The 16356-nt window shown below is 71.9% G+C and carries 16 protein-coding genes; 9 read left to right on the forward strand and 7 right to left on the reverse strand.

Features of this window, described 5'->3' with window-relative positions; genetic code table 11:
- Positions 1 to 345: 345 nt before the first annotated feature.
- From AB0389_RS25105 to AB0389_RS25115, 3 genes are all read left to right on the forward strand, one after another.
- Positions 346 to 804, forward strand: coding sequence for a helix-turn-helix transcriptional regulator (locus tag AB0389_RS25105; protein ID WP_366397735.1), 459 nt, complete (start codon positions 346 to 348; stop codon positions 802 to 804).
- Between the two features lie 17 nt (positions 805 to 821).
- Positions 822 to 1439 carry a hypothetical protein gene (locus tag AB0389_RS25110; RefSeq protein WP_366397736.1) on the forward strand — a complete coding sequence of 206 codons (618 nt, stop codon included), beginning with the start codon at positions 822 to 824 and terminating at the stop codon, positions 1437 to 1439.
- A gap of 95 nt (positions 1440 to 1534) precedes the next feature.
- Positions 1535 to 1879 (forward strand): DUF2516 family protein, encoded by a 345-nt coding sequence (locus AB0389_RS25115; protein ID WP_366397737.1) that lies wholly within the window; start codon positions 1535 to 1537, stop codon positions 1877 to 1879.
- A gap of 46 nt (positions 1880 to 1925) precedes the next feature.
- On the opposite strand, the gene AB0389_RS25120 is transcribed toward AB0389_RS25115, so the two are convergent.
- The 3 genes from AB0389_RS25120 to AB0389_RS25130 form a co-directional block, all read right to left on the reverse strand.
- Complete coding sequence (locus AB0389_RS25120; RefSeq protein WP_366397738.1) at positions 1926 to 3284, reverse strand: SpoIIE family protein phosphatase; 1359 nt, start codon at positions 3282 to 3284, stop codon at positions 1926 to 1928.
- A 292-nt stretch (positions 3285 to 3576) separates the two neighbouring features.
- The gene (locus AB0389_RS25125; protein ID WP_366397739.1) at positions 3577 to 4737 is read right to left on the reverse strand and encodes an NlpC/P60 family protein; all 1161 of its coding nucleotides are present in this window, start codon (positions 4735 to 4737) and stop codon (positions 3577 to 3579) included.
- A 218-nt stretch (positions 4738 to 4955) separates the two neighbouring features.
- A complete protein-coding gene (locus tag AB0389_RS25130) occupies positions 4956 to 5867 on the reverse strand; it encodes a class I SAM-dependent methyltransferase (protein ID WP_366397740.1) in 912 nt (303 codons plus the stop codon).
- Positions 5868 to 6124: 257 nt separating this feature from the next.
- On the opposite strand from AB0389_RS25130, the gene mshA reads away from it, so the two are divergent.
- From mshA to AB0389_RS25145, 3 genes are read left to right on the forward strand one after another with little or no spacing between them, the layout of a single operon-like run.
- On the forward strand, positions 6125 to 7465 hold the full coding sequence (gene mshA, locus AB0389_RS25135; protein ID WP_366397741.1) for a D-inositol-3-phosphate glycosyltransferase: 1341 nt from the start codon (positions 6125 to 6127) through the stop codon (positions 7463 to 7465).
- Positions 7466 to 7483: 18 nt separating this feature from the next.
- Complete coding sequence (locus tag AB0389_RS25140; protein ID WP_366397742.1) at positions 7484 to 8050, forward strand: YbjN domain-containing protein; 567 nt, start codon at positions 7484 to 7486, stop codon at positions 8048 to 8050.
- Positions 8051 to 8106: 56 nt separating this feature from the next.
- Positions 8107 to 9753 carry a N,N-dimethylformamidase beta subunit family domain-containing protein gene (locus AB0389_RS25145; protein WP_366397743.1) on the forward strand — a complete coding sequence of 549 codons (1647 nt, stop codon included), beginning with the start codon at positions 8107 to 8109 and terminating at the stop codon, positions 9751 to 9753.
- 13 nt (positions 9754 to 9766) lie between these two features.
- Here AB0389_RS25145 and AB0389_RS25150 read toward each other — a convergent pair whose 3' ends face one another.
- The gene (locus tag AB0389_RS25150) at positions 9767 to 11143 is read right to left on the reverse strand and encodes an MFS transporter (protein WP_366397744.1); all 1377 of its coding nucleotides are present in this window, start codon (positions 11141 to 11143) and stop codon (positions 9767 to 9769) included.
- Between the two features lie 148 nt (positions 11144 to 11291).
- On the opposite strand from AB0389_RS25150, the gene AB0389_RS25155 reads away from it, so the two are divergent.
- Complete coding sequence (locus tag AB0389_RS25155) at positions 11292 to 12050, forward strand: phosphoglyceromutase (protein WP_114660690.1); 759 nt, start codon at positions 11292 to 11294, stop codon at positions 12048 to 12050.
- A gap of 106 nt (positions 12051 to 12156) precedes the next feature.
- Here the strand turns inward: AB0389_RS25155 and AB0389_RS25160 are convergent, their stop codons facing one another.
- A complete protein-coding gene (locus AB0389_RS25160; protein ID WP_366397745.1) occupies positions 12157 to 12312 on the reverse strand; it encodes a hypothetical protein in 156 nt (51 codons plus the stop codon).
- Between the two features lie 235 nt (positions 12313 to 12547).
- The gene (phoU, locus tag AB0389_RS25165) at positions 12548 to 13228 is read right to left on the reverse strand and encodes a phosphate signaling complex protein PhoU (RefSeq protein WP_114660691.1); all 681 of its coding nucleotides are present in this window, start codon (positions 13226 to 13228) and stop codon (positions 12548 to 12550) included.
- A gap of 257 nt (positions 13229 to 13485) precedes the next feature.
- Between phoU and AB0389_RS25170 the strand changes: the two genes are divergently transcribed.
- Together AB0389_RS25170 and AB0389_RS25175 are read left to right on the forward strand one after the other, a co-directional pair.
- The gene (locus AB0389_RS25170; RefSeq protein ID WP_366397746.1) at positions 13486 to 14823 is read left to right on the forward strand and encodes an ATP-binding protein; all 1338 of its coding nucleotides are present in this window, start codon (positions 13486 to 13488) and stop codon (positions 14821 to 14823) included.
- Complete coding sequence (locus AB0389_RS25175) at positions 14820 to 15500, forward strand: response regulator transcription factor (RefSeq protein ID WP_030353388.1); 681 nt, start codon at positions 14820 to 14822, stop codon at positions 15498 to 15500. The genes AB0389_RS25170 and AB0389_RS25175 overlap by 4 nt, the downstream gene beginning before the upstream one ends.
- Before the next feature lie 109 nt (positions 15501 to 15609).
- Here AB0389_RS25175 and AB0389_RS25180 read toward each other — a convergent pair whose 3' ends face one another.
- Positions 15610 to 16293, reverse strand: coding sequence for a DUF461 domain-containing protein (locus AB0389_RS25180; RefSeq protein ID WP_366397747.1), 684 nt, complete (start codon positions 16291 to 16293; stop codon positions 15610 to 15612).
- Positions 16294 to 16356 lie beyond the last annotated feature (63 nt).

A 16356-nucleotide genomic window follows, 5' to 3' on the forward strand; every position in this document is an offset into this window, starting at 1 on the left:
GTGCTGCACGCCTTCGCCGACGCCGGTGGCCACCGTGCCATCGTCTACTCGCGCGGCGACGCCGCATACCCCATCCCCAAGCGGCTGTACGAGTCCTTGGGATTCACCGCGTACACCCGCACCCACACCTACGTCGGCGCACCGACCGGCTGAGACGCCGACCAGGTCCCGCTGATCAGAACAACCGGGACCCGATCACTTCGCCGATCAGATAGCGCGGGAAGCGCTCACCTTCACTGGGAACGGACAGTTATGGCTGCGAGTCACAGGCGAGGGGCGAGTGGCGCGTAACACTTTTGCAAGCGTGTGCTTGCAAAAGTTAGCGCGCGGTCGCAGGATGGCGGCATGGCATCACTCAACGTCGGCAATCTCGGTGAGTATCTGCGCGAGCAGCGGCGTCACGCGCAGCTGTCGCTGCGGCAGCTCGCCGATGCCGCCGGGGTGTCGAATCCGTATCTGAGCCAGATCGAGCGCGGGCTGCGGAAGCCCAGCGCGGACATTCTCCAGCAGCTGGCGAAGGCGCTGCGGATTTCAGCCGAGACCCTGTATGTGCAGGCCGGGATGCTCGACGAGCGGGAGCGGGAGGAGCTGGAGACGCGGGCGGTCATTCTGGCCGATCCCTCGATCAACGAGCGGCAGAAGCAGGTGCTTCTGCAGATCTACGACTCGTTCCGCAAGGAGAACGCGATGGATGCGGAGGCCGGGGCCGAGGCCGCAGAGGCCGCCGGGACCGGGACCGGCACTGGCGCCGGCGCCGGTGAGTCGCCCGCCGAATCTTCAGACACACCACCACCCTCACAGTGATCCGGGAGGACACAGTCATGGCCATCACCGATGACCTGCGCAAGACCCTCACCGACCCGAAGCCCCTCTACTTCGCCGCCGGTACGGCCGAGCTGGCCGTGGAGCAGGCGAAGAAGGTGCCCGGCCTGATCGACCAGCTGCGGGCCGAGGCCCCGGGGCGGTTCGAGGCGGTACGGAACGCGGACCCGAAGGCCGTGCAGGACAAGGTCAGCGTGCAGGCCAAGGAAGCCCAGGCGACCGTGCAGGCCAAGGTTACCGAGGTGATCGGGGTCCTCGACACCGACCTGAAGAAGCTCGGCGAGACCGCGCAGGATCTGGCGCTCCGGGGCGTCGGCGTGGCCGCCGAGTACGCCGTCAGGGCTCGCGAGACGTACGAGAGGGTCGCGGAGCGCGGCGAGCAGACCGTACGGTCCTGGCGGGGCGAGGCGGCCGAGGAGATCACCGAGATCCCCGTCGCCGTGGAGCCCGTCACCGCGACTGCGCCCGCGACCGCGACTGCGCCCGCGACCGCACCCGCGTCCGAGCCCGCCCCCGAGGTGAAGCCCGCCACCGCCAAGAAGGCCGGGCCGCGCAAGGCCGCCGCGAAGAAGGCCGCCCCGGCGGAGCCTGCCGAGCCGGCCGCCCCTGCCGAGTAGAACGTCTCAGCGCGGGCCGGGCACCTCCAGGGTGTCCGGCCCGTTGTCCAGGTACCTTGGCTGTTCGGTCCCGATTGTTTAGGAGGGTCTCAGGCATGTTGATTTCGGGATTCAACTCGCTGCTCGCCCTGCTCAGCCTGGGCATGGTCATTTTCGCCGTGGTCGCGCTCTTCTTCGCCGCGGCGGCCCGGGAGGACGCGTACCGGGCGGCCGACAAGCAGACGAAGATGTTCTGGCTGATCATTCTCGGCGTCACGGTCGCCGTGGATCTCCTGCTGTCGATGCTGTTCCTGCAGCTCGCCGGGCTGGTCGCCACCATCGTCTTCATGGTCGACGTACGGCCCGCACTCAAGGCGGTCTCCGGCGGTGGCGGCGGCGGACGCCGCAGCGGCGGCTCCAGCAGCGACGGTCCTTACGGGCCCTACAACGGAGGGCGCTGACCCCCCTTTACCGGCCACCGCATGACCCTACGGCCGCCGCGAGACCCTACGCGCCGCGCCCCAGCAGCAGTACCGCCACGTCGTCCGTCAGCTCCCCGCCGTTCAGCTCGCGCGCCCGCGCCACCGCCGCCTCCAGCAGGTCGTCGCCGCTCAGCCCGTCCGCGAGGTGGCCGTTGACCATCTCGACCATGCCCTCCTGGCCCAGCCGCTGGGTGGCCCCAGGACCGACCCGGCCCTCGATCAGACCGTCGGTGTACATCATCAGGCTCCACGAGCCGCCCAGCTCCACCTGCCTGCGCGGCCAGCGCGCGCCCGGCAGCAGCCCCAGCGCCGGGCCGCCGTCCTCGTACGGGAGCAGCTCGCCCGCCCGGCCCTCCCGGGTGATCAGCGGCGACGGATGGCCCGCGAGGCAGAGGCCCGCCCGCCGCCCGTCGGGCGCGATGTCGACCGTACAGAGCGTCGCGAAGATCTCCTCGCTCTCCCGCTCGTGCTCCAGCACCTGCTGGAGCGTCGCGAGGAGCCGGTCGCCGCAGAGCCCCGCCAGGGTCAGCGCCCGCCAGGCGATCCGCAGCTCCACGCCGAGCGCCGCCTCGTCCGGGCCGTGGCCGCAGACGTCGCCGATCATCGCGTGGACCGTGCCGTCCGGCGTACGGACCGTGTCGTAGAAGTCCCCGCCCAGCAGCGCCCGGGACCGCCCCGGCCGGTAGTGCGAGGAGAAGCGCAGGTCGGAGCCCTGGAGCAGGGGAGTGGGCAGCAGACCGCGCTCCAGCCGGGCGTTCTCCTGCGCGCGCAGCCGCGACTCGGTCAGCTGGCGCTGCGCGATGTCCGCGCGCTTGCGCTCGACGGCGTACCGGATGGCGCGGCTCAGCAGCCGCCCGTCCAGTTCGTCGCGGAAGAGGTAGTCCTGCGCGCCGGCCCGTACGGCCGCCGCCGCGCGTTCGACATCGCCCTCCGCCGCCAGGGCGAGCACGGCGTGCCGGGGTGCCAGCCGCAGTACGTGCTTCAGCGGCGCCAGTTCGTCGGCCGCGTCCATTCCGCCGACGGCGGGCAGCGCGAGATCCACCAGGATGCAGTGGATGTCGTCCGTGAGCAGCCGCTCGGCCTCGGTGAGGTTGCGGGCGGTACGGATACGGAGCCGGGTGCCGGTCGCGCCGGAGCCTTCCGGCTGCGTCAGGTCGTCCGGTGCGGTGGTGAGGTCGCCCGCCGGGTCGTCCGCGATGACGAGGAGCGTGAGATCGCCGCCCACAGAAGCGTCCTTGGCGGAAGTGCCCTCGACGGAAGCGCCCTCGGCGTCCTCCGCAGAGGTGTCCCCGGGGCCGCCCACGGCGGAGTCCGCCACCGGGCCGCGCTCGGCCTCCGGCGCCGGCCCTGTGCGCTGCCGCGGTACGGGTACGGATGCGGGCATCGGTCTGGGTTTCCTTCCCACCCCCCGAGGGCATGGTGCGGGCGACGGTCGACGCCCCACCAGACCGGGACCATAGCGTTAGCCGCGCCCCCAGCGGAATGGCACGGGGACCGGGCGCCACCGTCATATGCCGTATCCCGTAACGCATCCGGCGCTATTCGGCCACCGGTGGCCATGACAAACATCACGTGAGGGTTAAGGAGAGAGCCGGCCGGGCGTCGCGCCCTGCGGGTCGGCTGCGGGTCGGCTGCGGGTCGCCTACGGGTTGTCTACGGGTTGTCCACGGGTCGCCCTACGCGTCCGGGCGGACCACTCCCAGGATCTGCATCGACCCCGCGCCCGCCATCGTGATGTTCCGGCCCGGCCGGGGCGCGTGCACCATCCGCCCGTCGCCCACGTACATGGCGACATGGCTGGCGTCCGCGAAGTAGATGATCAGGTCGCCGGGCCGCATGTCCGCGACGGCGACCTTCGGCAGCAGCCGCCACTGCTCCTGCGACGTGCGGGGGATGGGCCGGCCCGCCGCGAGCCACGCCTGCGAGGTCAGTCCCGAGCAGTCGAACGAGTTCGGTCCCGCCCCGCCCCACACGTACGGCTTGCCGATCTGCGCCGTGGCGAAGCCGATGGCCTTCGCGCCCTGCTCGCTCGCGCCCAGGCCAACCCCCTGGAGCTGGAACGATTCCGTCCCGAGCCACGCCGTCTGCGCCCGCGCCGCCGCCGCGCGGTCCAGCGCCGCGAGCCGCTCACGGTCCTTCTTGACGAGGCTCTTCTCCAGCTTCTTGGCGGCGGAGATCTGCTTCTTGATCTCCTTCTCCGCCTTTTCCTTCCTGTCCCGGGTCTCCTTGAGCCGCTCCCAGTGCGTATGGGAGTCGGCCGCGTAGGTCTTCAAGTCCTCCTGTTCCCGGGTCAGTTCGAGGATGAGGTCGCTGGTGGCCTTCTGGCCCTGCTTGATCCGGCCGACGCCGTCGAGGAAGAGCTGCGGGTCACCGGCGAGAAGCAGCCGGGCCTCCGGCGGCAGGCCGGCGCCCATGTACTGCGCGCGGGCGGCGGCGCCCGCCTGGGCTCTGAGGGCGTCGATGCGCTGCCGGCCCCTGACGATGTCCCCGGCCAGATCGGCGACTTCGGACGCCTGCTTCTTCACCTGCTCGTCGGCGAGGTTGTACGCGTCGGTCGCGGACGCGGCCTTGCGGTAGAGCCGCGCGATCTCCAGCCGTACCTTTTCGAGGGACTGTTCACCGCTCCCGGCGCCCGAGCCCGCGATGCCCGAGCCCGCGATGTCCGACTCCGTTGTCCCCGGGGGGAGTTCGACCGGCGGCGGGGCCACGGCGGAAGGGGAGGCGGCCGGCGTGGGCACGGGCGCGGCGTACGCCCGGTTCAGTGGGTCCGGCGAGGCGAGTACGGCCAGCGCGCAGACCAAGGTGGTCGCTACGGCCGCACAACGGCGTCGGTTCACGGACTCCCCCTCCGAAGCCAGGTATTTCGCCCGGCCGGCCGTCCGACCGGTCGTCAGCAGCTCGTTCCCCTTGGCGATGGTGCCATGTTCACGGTCAAAGAGACAGAGGAGGAAGGAAGCTCACGGGTTCCCCCACATCGTCTGTGAGGTCCATGTGGCCCGTGCCACACACGATGCACGAGGTACGTATGTGGTGCGCCGTACATGCGGTGTACGCGTCATGAACGCGGCGCCAATGCCGCCCACTCCACCGTCACTTCGCCCTGCCGGCGCCTGCGCGGGTCGTCCGCCAGCGGCCAGTCGGCCGACAACTCCCGTACGGCCGTGATCCAGCGCTGCCTCGCGCCCAGCGAGGCGTACGGGGCCGCCGCCGCCCACGCCCGGTCGAAGTCCCGCAGGAACGCGTGCACCGGCTCGCCGGGCACATTGCGGTGGATCAGCGCCTTGGGCAGCCGTTCCGCCAGGTCGGAGGGGCGGTCGAGGGAGCCGAGCCGGGTCGCGAACGTGACGGTACGCGGCCCCTCCGGGCCGAGCGCCACCCACACATGGCGCCGGCCGATCTCGTCGCACGTGCCCTCCACCAGCAGCCCGCCCGGCGCGAGGCGCGCGCACAGCCGCGCCCAGACCCCGGCGACCTCGGCCTCGTCGTACTGGCGCAGGACGTTGGCGGCGCGGATGAGGACGGGCCGACGGGGTACGGCCGCGCCCGCGCCGGTGTCGGCACCCGCGCCTGCGCCCGTGCCCCCGCCCCCGCTCCCGCTCCCGCCCGCGCCCGAGACCACGCCGAGCGGGATCTCGAAGCCGCCGTGCCGGAAGCGGAGCCCGTCCGTCTCGTACGGGAGCGCGGCGGCGACCCGCGCCGGGTCGATCTCGATGCCCACGACCTCCGTACGCGGCTCCGCCGCCCGCAGCCGCCGCAGCAGTTCGACGGCGGTCCAGGGGGCGGCCCCGTATCCGAGGTCGACGACCACGGGGTCGGCCGCCCGGCGCAGCGCCGGGCCGTGGGTGGCGGCGATCCAGCGGTCCATGCGGCGCAGCCGGTTCTGGTGGGTGGTGCCACGCGTCACGGTGCCGACCGGACGGGCCGAGCGGGGCGAGGACGAGCGGGTTGAAGGGGACGGGGACACCATGGGACGAGCGTAACGAGAAGGGCGTGCCGCGTGACGGCTGAGCCCCGGGAGTAACGTTTCGGTAAAGCGGAAATGAAAAGGGCCCGCCCCACTGTTCACGCCCTTCGGACGTCTTCGGAACTCTCCAGAACCCTCCGGACCCTTCCGAACGTACAGAGCCGAACGTACGAGCCGAACGTACAGAGCCGAAGAAGCGAGACCCACAGACCCCGGGGCTCCAGAAACCCCGAGTGACCCCGAGCGACAGGACGGTGGACATGAGCCAGTACGTGTCCCGCATCGCCGGTACGTTCGTCGGCCCGCCCCGGCTCCGGCTCCCCGGCCACCACCGCAGGCCCCGCCGTATCGCCGTGTTCAGCGTCCACACCTCCCCGCTGCACCAGCCGGGGACGGGCGACGCGGGCGGCATGAACGTCTACATCGTCGAGCTGGCGAAACGTCTCGCCACCCTCGGCATCGAGGTCGAGATCTTCACCCGCGCTACCACCGGCGGGCTCGCCCCCACCGTGGAACTCGCGCCCGGCGTCCTCGTCCGGCACGTCGACGCGGGACCGTACGAGGGCCTCGACAAGGAGGACCTGCCCGCGCAGCTCTGCGCCTTCACCCACGGGGTGATGCAGGCGTGGGCCGGCCAGCGCCCCGGCTACTACGACCTGGTCCACTCCCACTACTGGCTCTCCGGGCACGTCGGCTGGCTCGCCTCCGAGCGGTGGGGCGTCCCGCTCGTGCACGCGATGCACACCATGGCCAAGGTCAAGAACGCCGCGCTCGCCGACGGCGACCGCCCCGAGCCCGCCGCCCGCGTCATCGGCGAGACCCAGATCGTGCGCGCCGCCGACCGGCTGATCGCCAACACGGCCGAGGAGGCCGCCGACCTCGTCCGCTTCTACGAGGCCGACCCGGCGAAGGCCGCCGTCGTCCACCCCGGCGTCAACCTGGAGTGTTTCCGCCCCGCCGACGGCCGCGCCGCCGCCCGCGCCCGGCTGGGCCTGCCCCAGGACGCCTTCATTCCGCTCTTCGCCGGCCGGATCCAGCCGCTCAAGGCGCCCGATGTCCTGCTGCGCGCCGTGGCCGTACTCCTCGACCAGGACCCGTCGCTCCGTACCCGGTTGGTGGTGCCGGTCGTCGGCGGCCCGAGCGGCAGCGGCCTCGCCAAGCCGGAGGTGCTCCAGAAACTGGCGGCGCGGCTCGGCATCGCGGACGTCGTACGGTTCCGGCCGCCCGTCGGGCACGCGCAGCTGGCGGACTGGTTCCGGGCGGCGTCCGTGCTGGTCATGCCCTCGTACAGCGAGTCCTTCGGCCTGGTCGCGATCGAGGCCCAGGCGGCGGGCACCCCGGTGGTCGCGGCGGCCGTGGGCGGGCTGCCGGTGGCGGTGCGGGACGGGGTGACCGGCTTTCTCGTACCCGGCCACGAACCGGCCGCGTACGCGCGGGCGCTGCGCGACTTCATCGACCACCCCGAGCTGGTCGACCGCATGGGCGCGGCGGCCTCGCGCCACGCGCGCGACTTCGGCTGGGACGCGTCGGCGAGCGCGACGGCGGATGTCTACACGGAGGCGATGCTCGACCACCGGCGCAGGGGCCGGACAGCGCGCTGAGGTCGTACGCTCCGAGACATGGCTGACGCGAAAACCACAGCAGGCACCGAAGGCACCGAAGGCACCGGAAGCACCGAAGGCACCGGAAGTACCGGAAGCACCGGAACGGCGCGAGTCGTCGAGGAAGCGCTGAAGTCGGCCGAACTGACGTGGGAGACCCCGGCCCCCGGCACCTACGTCGTCACCCTCCCCGGCATCCGCAAGCTCTCCACCACCTGCTCCCTGCGCGTCGGCCGCCACGCGCTCTCCCTCAACGCCTTCGTGATCCGCCACCCCGACGAGAACGCCGACGGCGTGCACCGCTGGCTGCTGGAGCGCAACCTCAAGCTGTACGGCGTGAGTTACGCGGTCGACGCGCTCGGCGACATCTACCTCACCGGCAAACTCCCGCTGGCGGCGGTCACGGAGGACGAGATCGACCGGCTGCTCGGGTCGGTGCTGGAAGCGGCGGACGGCGCCTTCAACACCCTGCTGGAGCTGGGGTTCGCGAGCGCGATCCGCAAGGAGTACGCGTGGCGGGTGTCGCGCGGCGAGTCGACGAGGAACCTGGACGCGTTCGCGCATCTGACCAGGCCGGCGCAGTAGCGGCAGCAGGAGCAGCAGCAGTAGCGCGAGGCGGACCCCCGGGCGAGGATGCGCCCATGGCAGACATACCGGACGCGGCGGGCCGCCCGGGGGCGCTGGACCGCCGACCGGACCGCCGACCGGACCGTCGGCGCTTCCTCGGCGTGGCCGCCGCCGGAGCCGCGTCGCTCGCGGTGGGCGCGGTGGCGGCCTGCGATGCCGCGCGTACGGCTGCGGATACGGCGCAGGAGCAACAGCGAACCGCAAGAAACACCGGCACCCCCCTCCACACCGGCACCCCCCTCCCCGCCGACGCCACCGAGCGCGCCCGCCCCGGCAGCCCCGACTGGCGCATCCGCTCCAAGGGCCCGCCCGACGCCGTCCTCGGCTACACCGACCGGGTGAGCGTCCTGCCGGGCGAGGAGTTCGGCCTGTACGTCTCGACCACCGCGCCCGGCTTCCGCGTCTGCGCGTACCGCGTTGGCTGGTACGGCGGCGCGCAGGCCCGGCTGGTCTGGCGCTCCGACCGGGTGCCGGGCCGGGCCCAGCGCGGCCCGCGCGAGGCGCGCCGGGTGCGCGCGACCCAGCTGGTCCGCGCCGACTGGGACCGTACCCTCACCGTCCGCGCGACCGGCTGGCCCGAGGGCGCGTACCTGCTCCGGCTGGACGCCGAGAACGGCCACCAGCGCTACGTCCCGCTGATCGTCCGCTCGGCGTCCGGCGCGGGGCGGACCGTACTGGCCCACGCGCCCGCGACCTGGCAGGCGTACAACCTGTGGGGCGGCCGGAGCCTCTACGAGGGCCCGGACGGCCGGTACGGGAGCCGCTCCCTGGCCGTCAGCTTCGACCGGCCGTACGACAAGAACGGCGCCGAGAAGTTCCTCGTCTACGAACGCGCGGCGGTCGTCCTCGCCGAACGGCTCGGCATCCCGCTCGCGTACACGACGGGCCCGGACCTCCACGCGGACCCGGCCGTCCTGCGGGGCGCGGCGGCGGCGGTCTCGCTGGGCCACGACGAGTACTGGACACCGGAGCAGCGGCGGAACCTCACACGGGCGCGCGACGCGGGGACCAACCTGGCGTTCCTGGGCGCGAACACCTGCTACCGCAGAATCCGCCTGGAGGGCCAGGACCCCGGAAACCCCCGAACGGTGGTCTGCTACAAATCCGACTACGCGAACGACCCGTATCTCGTCCAGCACCGCACCATGGTCACCACTGACTTCCGCCACCCCCCGGCGGCCGACCCCGAGTCCGCCCTGACCGGCGTCCTCTACGAGGGCTTCCCGGTGGACGCCCCGTACGTCGTGCACAGCGCGGACCACTGGATCTTCGCGGGCACGGGCGTACGGACCGGAGACGCCTTCGCGCACCTCGTCGGCGTGGAGTACGACCGCGTCACCCCGGAGGCCCCCACCCCCTCGCCGCTGGAGATCGTCGCCCACTCCCCGCTGACCTGCAAGGGCCGCAGAAGCCACGCCGACTCCGCGTACTACACGACCCCGAGCGGCGCGGGCGTCTTCGCGTCGGGAACGATGCGCTGGGTCGAGGCCCTGATGGCCGGCACCCGGGACAACGGCCGCAACCACGGCCTGACCCCCCGCACCGGCGCGTTCGTCACCCGCACGACGGAGAACATACTCCGAGCCTTCGCCAAGGGCCCGGCGGCCCACCACAGACCACCGCCGCGGGACAACGTACGGAAGGTGTACGGGCGCGGGTGAACGGCGTCGCGGGTTACGGAATCGCCTCGGTGGCCGGCGCGTCCTCCCGGGCAGCCGTCACCTCCCGCGCAGCCGCCGTCGGCCGCTCGGTCGCCGCCTTCCGCTCGGCCTCCGGCTGCTGCGCATCCTCCCGCCCCGGCTCCTCCGTAGGCAGCCCCCGCATCAGCAGCCAGTACCCGGCGCCCGCCGCCGTACCCAGTACCGCGCACGCGCCCCACAGCCACTGCGCGCCGTAGTGGTCGAGGACGAAGCCCGACATCAGCGGGGCGACCAGGGCCGCCACCGACCAGGACATGGAGTACATGCCCTGGTAGCGGCCCCGGCCGTGGACCGGGGAGAGGCGGACGACCAGGCTGGTCTGGGTGGGGGCGTTGACGATCTCGGCGAGGGTCCAGACGCAGACGGTGAGGATGTAGACGCCGAGCGAGCCGGCGAACGCGGTGAGGCCGAAGCCGTATCCCGCGAGGATCGACGAGACGATCAGCAGCCGGCGCGGGTCGCGGTGCTGGATGAGGCGGGTGACCGGGATCTGCAGCACCACGATCAGTACGCCGTTCATCGCGATGGCCGTACCGAAGTCGGCGCTGTCGAAACCGTCGGCCCCCATCGCCACCGGCAGCCCCACGGCCCCCTGCTGGAAGATCAGCGCGACGACGAAGGACAACCCGACGACGCTCATGAACCGCCCGTCGCGCACCACCGCCCCGAGCCCGACCGACGGTACGGACGGAACAGCCGCCGTCGACGGCCCGGCACCGCCCCGCGCGGCCACCGGCGCCCGCTCGGGACGGGACTCCGGCAGCTTCAGGAAGATCAGGACCGCGCAGGCCATCGTCAGCACGGCCTCGCCGAGGAAGCCCGCCAGATAGCTGTACTGCGCGAGGAAGCCCGCGCCCGCCGACGAGATCGCGAAGCCCAGGTTGATCGCCCAGTAGTTCAGCGAGAAGGCCCGCACCCGGTCCTCGGGCCGGACGATGTCCGCCATCATCGCCTGTACGGCCGGACGCGACGCGGTGGAGGCCATCCCCACCAGGAACGCCACCGCCGCGATCGCCAGCGGATCCCGCATGAAGCCCAGCAGCGCGACCGACACGGCCATGGCCGACTGCGCGATCAGCAGCGTCGGCCGCCGCCCGAGCCGGTCCGTCAGTACGCCGGAGCCGAGCGACGAGACCACCCCGCCGAGCCCGTGCAGCGCGGCCACCAGACCGGCGTACGAGGCGGAGTAGCCCTGGTCCAGCGTGAGGTAGAGCGCCATGAACGTGGCGACGAACCCGCCCAGCCGGTTGACCAGCGTGCTGGCCCAGAGCCACCAGAACGCCCGGGGCAGCCCGGACACGCTCTCGCGCACCGCGCGCCGCGCGCTCAGGACGGTCTTGGCGACGGACATGCGGATTCCCCCTGGGACGGTCGAACGATCGCTCGAAACCTACGGAGGGCCGCCCGCCCGCCGCCACTCAATTGACAACACCCGTCAAACCCCGCCCAGGGGGACCGGGCCGGTGGGCCGCCCGGGGCGTTCCATTAGGCTCGGCCCCATGGCCGACGCACCGTACAAGCTGATCCTCCTCCGCCACGGCGAGAGCGAATGGAACGCGAAGAACCTGTTCACCGGCTGGGTGGACGTCAATCTCACCGACAAGGGAGAGAAGGAGGCGGTGCGCGGCGGTGAGCTGCTCAAGGACGCCGGCCTGCTCCCCGATGTCCTGCACACCTCGCTCCAGAAGCGCGCCATCCGCACCGCGCAGCTCGCGCTGGAGTCCGCCGACCGGCACTGGATCCCCGTCCAGCGCTCCTGGCGCCTGAACGAGCGCCACTACGGCGCGCTCCAGGGCAAGGACAAGGCGCAGACGCTCGCCGAGTTCGGCGAGGAGCAGTTCATGCTCTGGCGCCGCTCGTACGACACCCCGCCGCCCGCCCTTGAGGACGGCACCGAGTTCTCGCAGAGCGACGACCCGCGCTACGCCGCGATCCCGAGCGACATCCGCCCGCGGACCGAGTGCCTCAAGGACGTCGTCGACCGGATGCTGCCGTACTGGTACGACTCGATCGTCCCGGACCTGCTCGCCGGCCGTACGGTCCTGATCGCCGCCCACGGCAACAGCCTGCGCGCGCTGGTCAAGCACCTCGACGGGATCTCGGACGCGGACATCGCGGGCCTGAACATCCCGACCGGCATCCCGCTCGTGTACGAGCTGGACGCCGACTTCCACCCGGTCACCCCGGGCGGCACCTACCTGGACGCCGACGCGGCGGCGGCGGCCATCGAGGCCGTCAAGAACCAGGGCAAGAAGTAGGCAGGACGCAGTCACGGCGAAGGCCGCCGCCCGCCGGAACGTTTCCGTTCCGGGGGCGGCGGCTTTTTTGCAGATGCGTACGTTACGGGTGAGCGGCAGGACGTGGCTAGCCGCAGCCGCCGCCGCACTGGCAGGAGCCGCCCGACTGGCAGCCGCAGCCGCAGCCCGAGCCGCAGCCGCAGGCGCCCAGGACGGGCAGGATCGAGCCGGGCGCTGAGCCGGGGGTGTCCCGCGGGGGCTGGGTGATGGGGGAATCGGCCATGGAATGAGCCTCCTCATAGGGCGCGCACGGATGTCGCCGTATCCCATTGCACGCCCATCGCGCCGGGCGCATCAAGGGCGCATCCGTGCAGGCGCCGCCGTACGCACCCGGCGCACGCGCCCCGGCGCCCGTCGCGGCGCCGAGTACTCCCGGAGGCGCGTGCCCTCGGCAGCGAGTGCCCCCGGAGGCGCGTGCCCCCGGAGGCACGCGCCCACACGACGGGCGCCCGTGACCGTTACGCGCCCTCGACCGGCGTTTCGGCCTGCTGGATCTCGTCCGCGTGCTCGCCCGTCACCAGATAGACGACCCGCTTGGCGACCGACACCGCGTGGTCCGCGAACCGCTCGTAGTAGCGGCCCAGCAGCGTCACATCCACCGCCGTCTCGATGCCGTGCTTCCAGCGGTCGTCCATCAGGTGCTGGAACAGCGTGCGGTGCAGCAGGTCCATCTCGTCGTCGTCCTGCTCCAGCTGGAGCGCCAGCTCGACGTCCTTGGTGATGATGACCTCGGCCGCCTTCGCCATCAGACGCTGCGCCAGCTGCCCCATCTCCAGCAGCGTCGTGTGCAGGTCGTGCGGCACGGGCGACTGCGGGAAACGGAGCCTGGCCTGCTTGGCGACGTGCTGGGCCAGGTCGCCCGCGCGCTCCAGGTCGGCGCTCATCCGCAGCGAGGTGACCACGATCCGCAGATCCGTCGCCACCGGCTGCTGCCGTGCCAGCAGGGCGATCGCCCTGGCCTCCAGGTCGTGCTGGAGATCGTCGACCTTCTGGTCACCGGCGATCACGCTCTCGGCGAGCCTCAGATCCGCGTCGAGCATGGCCGTGGTGGCCCGGCCGATGGCGGAACCGACCAGCCGGGCCATCTCGACCAGGTCCTCGCCTATCGAGTCAAGTTCCTCGTGGTACGCGTCCCGCATGGGGTGTGTCCCTCTCTTGTACGTTCCTGCCGTAAGGCCGTAAGGAAGGCCGGTGGGGTGAGGAAACGGGTGGAGTCCGTCCCCCGGTCCCGAGTGGAGCCCTGAGCCCCACGATGTCACGGTGGGCCCGGGACAAGTCAGGACCCTCCACCCCAAGTGAACCGGCCCTTGCTCCTCGGTGAACTCTGGGCGACGAGTGTCCGAGGAGGCCCCTCGATGGCTGGGAGAGTGTCAGTGGACGCGCATAACCTGGATGCATGGACGTGAACGCGGCAGTCGCCGCATTGGCAGCGATCGCCGGGGTGTGCACCGGCGTGATCGCCATGCTGGCGTTTCGCTGGAGCGAACGCGACCAGGCCAGGCCCACTCGCACCGCACTGCACACGGATGCCGTACTGCCCCCGGGCGTGGACACCGTGCTCTCGGTGCTCCGTTCCTCGGCGGTCGTCCTCGACGAGAGCGACTCCGTGGTCAAGGCCAGCTCCGCCGCGTACGCGCTGGGCCTGGTCCGGGGCGGGAAGCTGGCTGTGGAGCCGATGCTCCACATGGCCCGCGACACCCGCAGGGACGGCGAGATACGGCAGGTGGAGCTGGACCTGCCCCGGCGCGGTACGGGCCGGGGCGAGGCCCTCGCGGTCTCCGCCCGGGTCGCGCCGCTCGGCTCCCGTCTCGTCCTCCTCCTGGTCGAGGACCTCACGGAGGCCCGCCGTATCGAAGCGGTACGGCGCGATTTCGTGGCGAATGTCAGCCACGAGCTGAAGACCCCCACCGGGGCGCTCTCCCTGCTCTCCGAGGCGGTCATGGACGCCTCGGACGACCCCGAGGCGGTCACCCGCTTCGCCGGCCGGATGCAGATCGAGGCGACCCGGCTCACCAACCTCGTGCAGGAGCTGATCGACCTCTCCCGGGTGCAGAACGACGACCCGCTGGAGGACTCCGAATCCGTGCGCGTGGACGAGCTGATCGCCGAGGCCATCGACCGCTGCCGGCAGCCCGCGTCCACCAAACAGATCAACATGGCCTCCGGAGGCACGCCCGGCCTGCGCGTATGGGGGAACCGCAGCCAGCTCGCCGGAGCCCTCGGCAATCTCGTGGAGAACGCCGTCAACTACTCACCGGCCCGGACCCGCGTCGGCATCGCCGTACACCGCGTGTCCGCGTCCGGGGGGAACCTGATCGAGATAGCCGTGACCGACCAGGGCATAGGTATCTCGGAGAAGGACCGTGAACGGGTCTTCGAGCGCTTCTACCGCGTCGACCCGGCCCGCTCCCGGGCCACCGGTGGTACGGGGCTCGGCCTCGCCATCGTCAAGCACGTGGCCGCCTCGCACGGCGGGGAGGTCACCGTATGGAGTTCGGAAGGGCAGGGCTCGACGTTCACCCTGCGGCTGCCCGAGGCGGGCGGCGGCAAGGAGAAGCGTGCGCGCGACGCCCCGGACACCTCGTCCGTGCCGTCCGCGGCGTCCACACCGCCGGGCCAGTCCCCCACAGCCTCCACCGCACCGGCCGAGGAAGACCACGGCCCCTACCCCGCAGACCCCAGCCTTCGGCTGGCTCCCCCGACCGTGATTCCTGCCCCGGAGGTCCTTCCGTGACCCGAGTGCTCGTCGTCGAGGATGAGGAATCCTTCAGCGACGCCCTGTCCTACATGCTCCGCAAGGAAGGCTTCGAGGTCGCCATCGCGACCACCGGGCCCGCGGGGCTCGACGAGTTCGAACGCAACGGCGCCGACCTCGTCCTCCTCGACCTGATGCTGCCCGGCCTGCCGGGCACCGAGGTCTGCCGCCAACTGCGCGGCAAGTCCAATGTCCCGGTGATCATGGTGACCGCCAAGGACAGCGAGATCGACAAGGTCGTCGGCCTGGAGATAGGGGCCGACGACTATGTGACCAAGCCCTTCTCCTCGCGGGAGCTGGTGGCCCGCATCCGCGCGGTGCTGCGCCGCCGCGGCGAGCCGGAGGAGGTCACCCCGGCGGCCCTGGAGGCCGGCCCGGTCCGGATGGACGTGGACCGCCACGTCGTCACCGTCTCCGGCGGCAAGGTCGACCTGCCCCTCAAGGAGTTCGACCTGCTGGAAATGCTGCTGCGCAACGCGGGCCGCGTACTGACCCGTATGCAGCTGATCGACCGCGTCTGGGGCGCGGACTACGTGGGCGACACCAAGACCCTCGACGTCCACGTCAAGCGCCTCCGCGCCAAGATCGAACCCGACCCCGGCGCGCCGCGGTATCTCGTGACGGTGCGCGGCCTGGGCTACAAGTTCGAGCCGTAAACCGGACGTTCGTTATACGCGCGCAGGGCGGGAACCGGTGGTCGGGATCCCGCCCCAAAGGCGTTGGCGTGCGCGCCGGTGCTGTACGCGCCGGTGCTGTGCGCGCCGGTCAGTGTGTCAGGCTCGCGCTGGACGTCACCGTACCGTCGGCCGGTGCGGACTCCTCCGAGCCCGTTTCCGCCGCATCGGCGTTCGGCGCGCCCGATTCCCCGGTGGCGGTGTCGCCGCTGCCGGCCTTCGGGGACTCCGTCGCCGAAGGGGTGGCCGACGGGGTCGGCAGGGCGCTCGGGCCGACGCCCTCGAAGTAGCTGCGCGCCGGGTAGACCAGGGCGCCCAGGGTGACCTCGCCCGTCTCGCTGAACGAGAACACGACCTTCTGGACGTCGCCGTCCTTCCCCGCCTCGCGGCCCTTAGCGATCACGGCGGAGGCATTGCCCGCGCCGCCGAGCTGGACCGAGCCGAGCGCGGGCACCGTGATCGGGCCCGAACCCTTGGCGGGGGAGAGCTTCACCGTGACGCCGGCACCCGGCAGCGTGATGGAGTCGAGGGTCTGGTCCTTCTGACCGCTGTTGAAGACCGTGCCGGTGACGACCGCCGGACCTTCGGCCTCGGCCGTCGGCTGGGTGACGACCGTCGCGTTCTGGATCTTGATGTCGCCGACCGAGGTGGCGGCGCTGTCCGGCTTGACGCCGAGCGTCTGAGCGTCGTTGCCCGCACCGCACGCGGTGAGCGGGGCGAGCGACAACACGAGGGCGGTAGCGGCGAGAGTGCCGCGTCGAAGGCTGCGGCTCACGGCGGCGGCAACTCCTAGGACGTACGGACGGAGGGGCTCAGGACACGCTGCGAACCTCGGATA

This window comes from Streptomyces sp. NPDC093109 (assembly GCF_040701725.1).
In the GTDB taxonomy this organism is placed as follows: Bacteria; Actinomycetota; Actinomycetes; order Streptomycetales; family Streptomycetaceae; genus Streptomyces.

What these genes read in the sequence shown, in the direction of transcription:
- AB0389_RS25105 (WP_366397735.1), top strand. Translation starts at nt 346, where the DNA reads ATGGCATCACTCAACGTCGGCAATCTCGGTGAGTATCTGCGCGAGCAG.
- AB0389_RS25110 (WP_366397736.1), top strand. Translation starts at nt 822, where the DNA reads ATGGCCATCACCGATGACCTGCGCAAGACCCTCACCGACCCGAAGCCC.
- AB0389_RS25115 (WP_366397737.1), top strand. Translation starts at nt 1,535, where the DNA reads ATGTTGATTTCGGGATTCAACTCGCTGCTCGCCCTGCTCAGCCTGGGC.
- AB0389_RS25120 (WP_366397738.1), bottom strand. Translation starts at nt 3,284, where the DNA reads ATGCCCGCATCCGTACCCGTACCGCGGCAGCGCACAGGGCCGGCGCCG.
- AB0389_RS25130 (WP_366397740.1), bottom strand. Translation starts at nt 5,867, where the DNA reads ATGGTGTCCCCGTCCCCTTCAACCCGCTCGTCCTCGCCCCGCTCGGCC.
- mshA (WP_366397741.1), top strand. Translation starts at nt 6,125, where the DNA reads ATGAGCCAGTACGTGTCCCGCATCGCCGGTACGTTCGTCGGCCCGCCC.
- AB0389_RS25140 (WP_366397742.1), top strand. Translation starts at nt 7,484, where the DNA reads ATGGCTGACGCGAAAACCACAGCAGGCACCGAAGGCACCGAAGGCACC.
- AB0389_RS25145 (WP_366397743.1), top strand. Translation starts at nt 8,107, where the DNA reads ATGGCAGACATACCGGACGCGGCGGGCCGCCCGGGGGCGCTGGACCGC.
- AB0389_RS25150 (WP_366397744.1), bottom strand. Translation starts at nt 11,143, where the DNA reads ATGTCCGTCGCCAAGACCGTCCTGAGCGCGCGGCGCGCGGTGCGCGAG.
- AB0389_RS25155 (WP_114660690.1), top strand. Translation starts at nt 11,292, where the DNA reads ATGGCCGACGCACCGTACAAGCTGATCCTCCTCCGCCACGGCGAGAGC.
- AB0389_RS25160 (WP_366397745.1), bottom strand. Translation starts at nt 12,312, where the DNA reads ATGGCCGATTCCCCCATCACCCAGCCCCCGCGGGACACCCCCGGCTCA.
- phoU (WP_114660691.1), bottom strand. Translation starts at nt 13,228, where the DNA reads ATGCGGGACGCGTACCACGAGGAACTTGACTCGATAGGCGAGGACCTG.
- AB0389_RS25170 (WP_366397746.1), top strand. Translation starts at nt 13,486, where the DNA reads ATGGACGTGAACGCGGCAGTCGCCGCATTGGCAGCGATCGCCGGGGTG.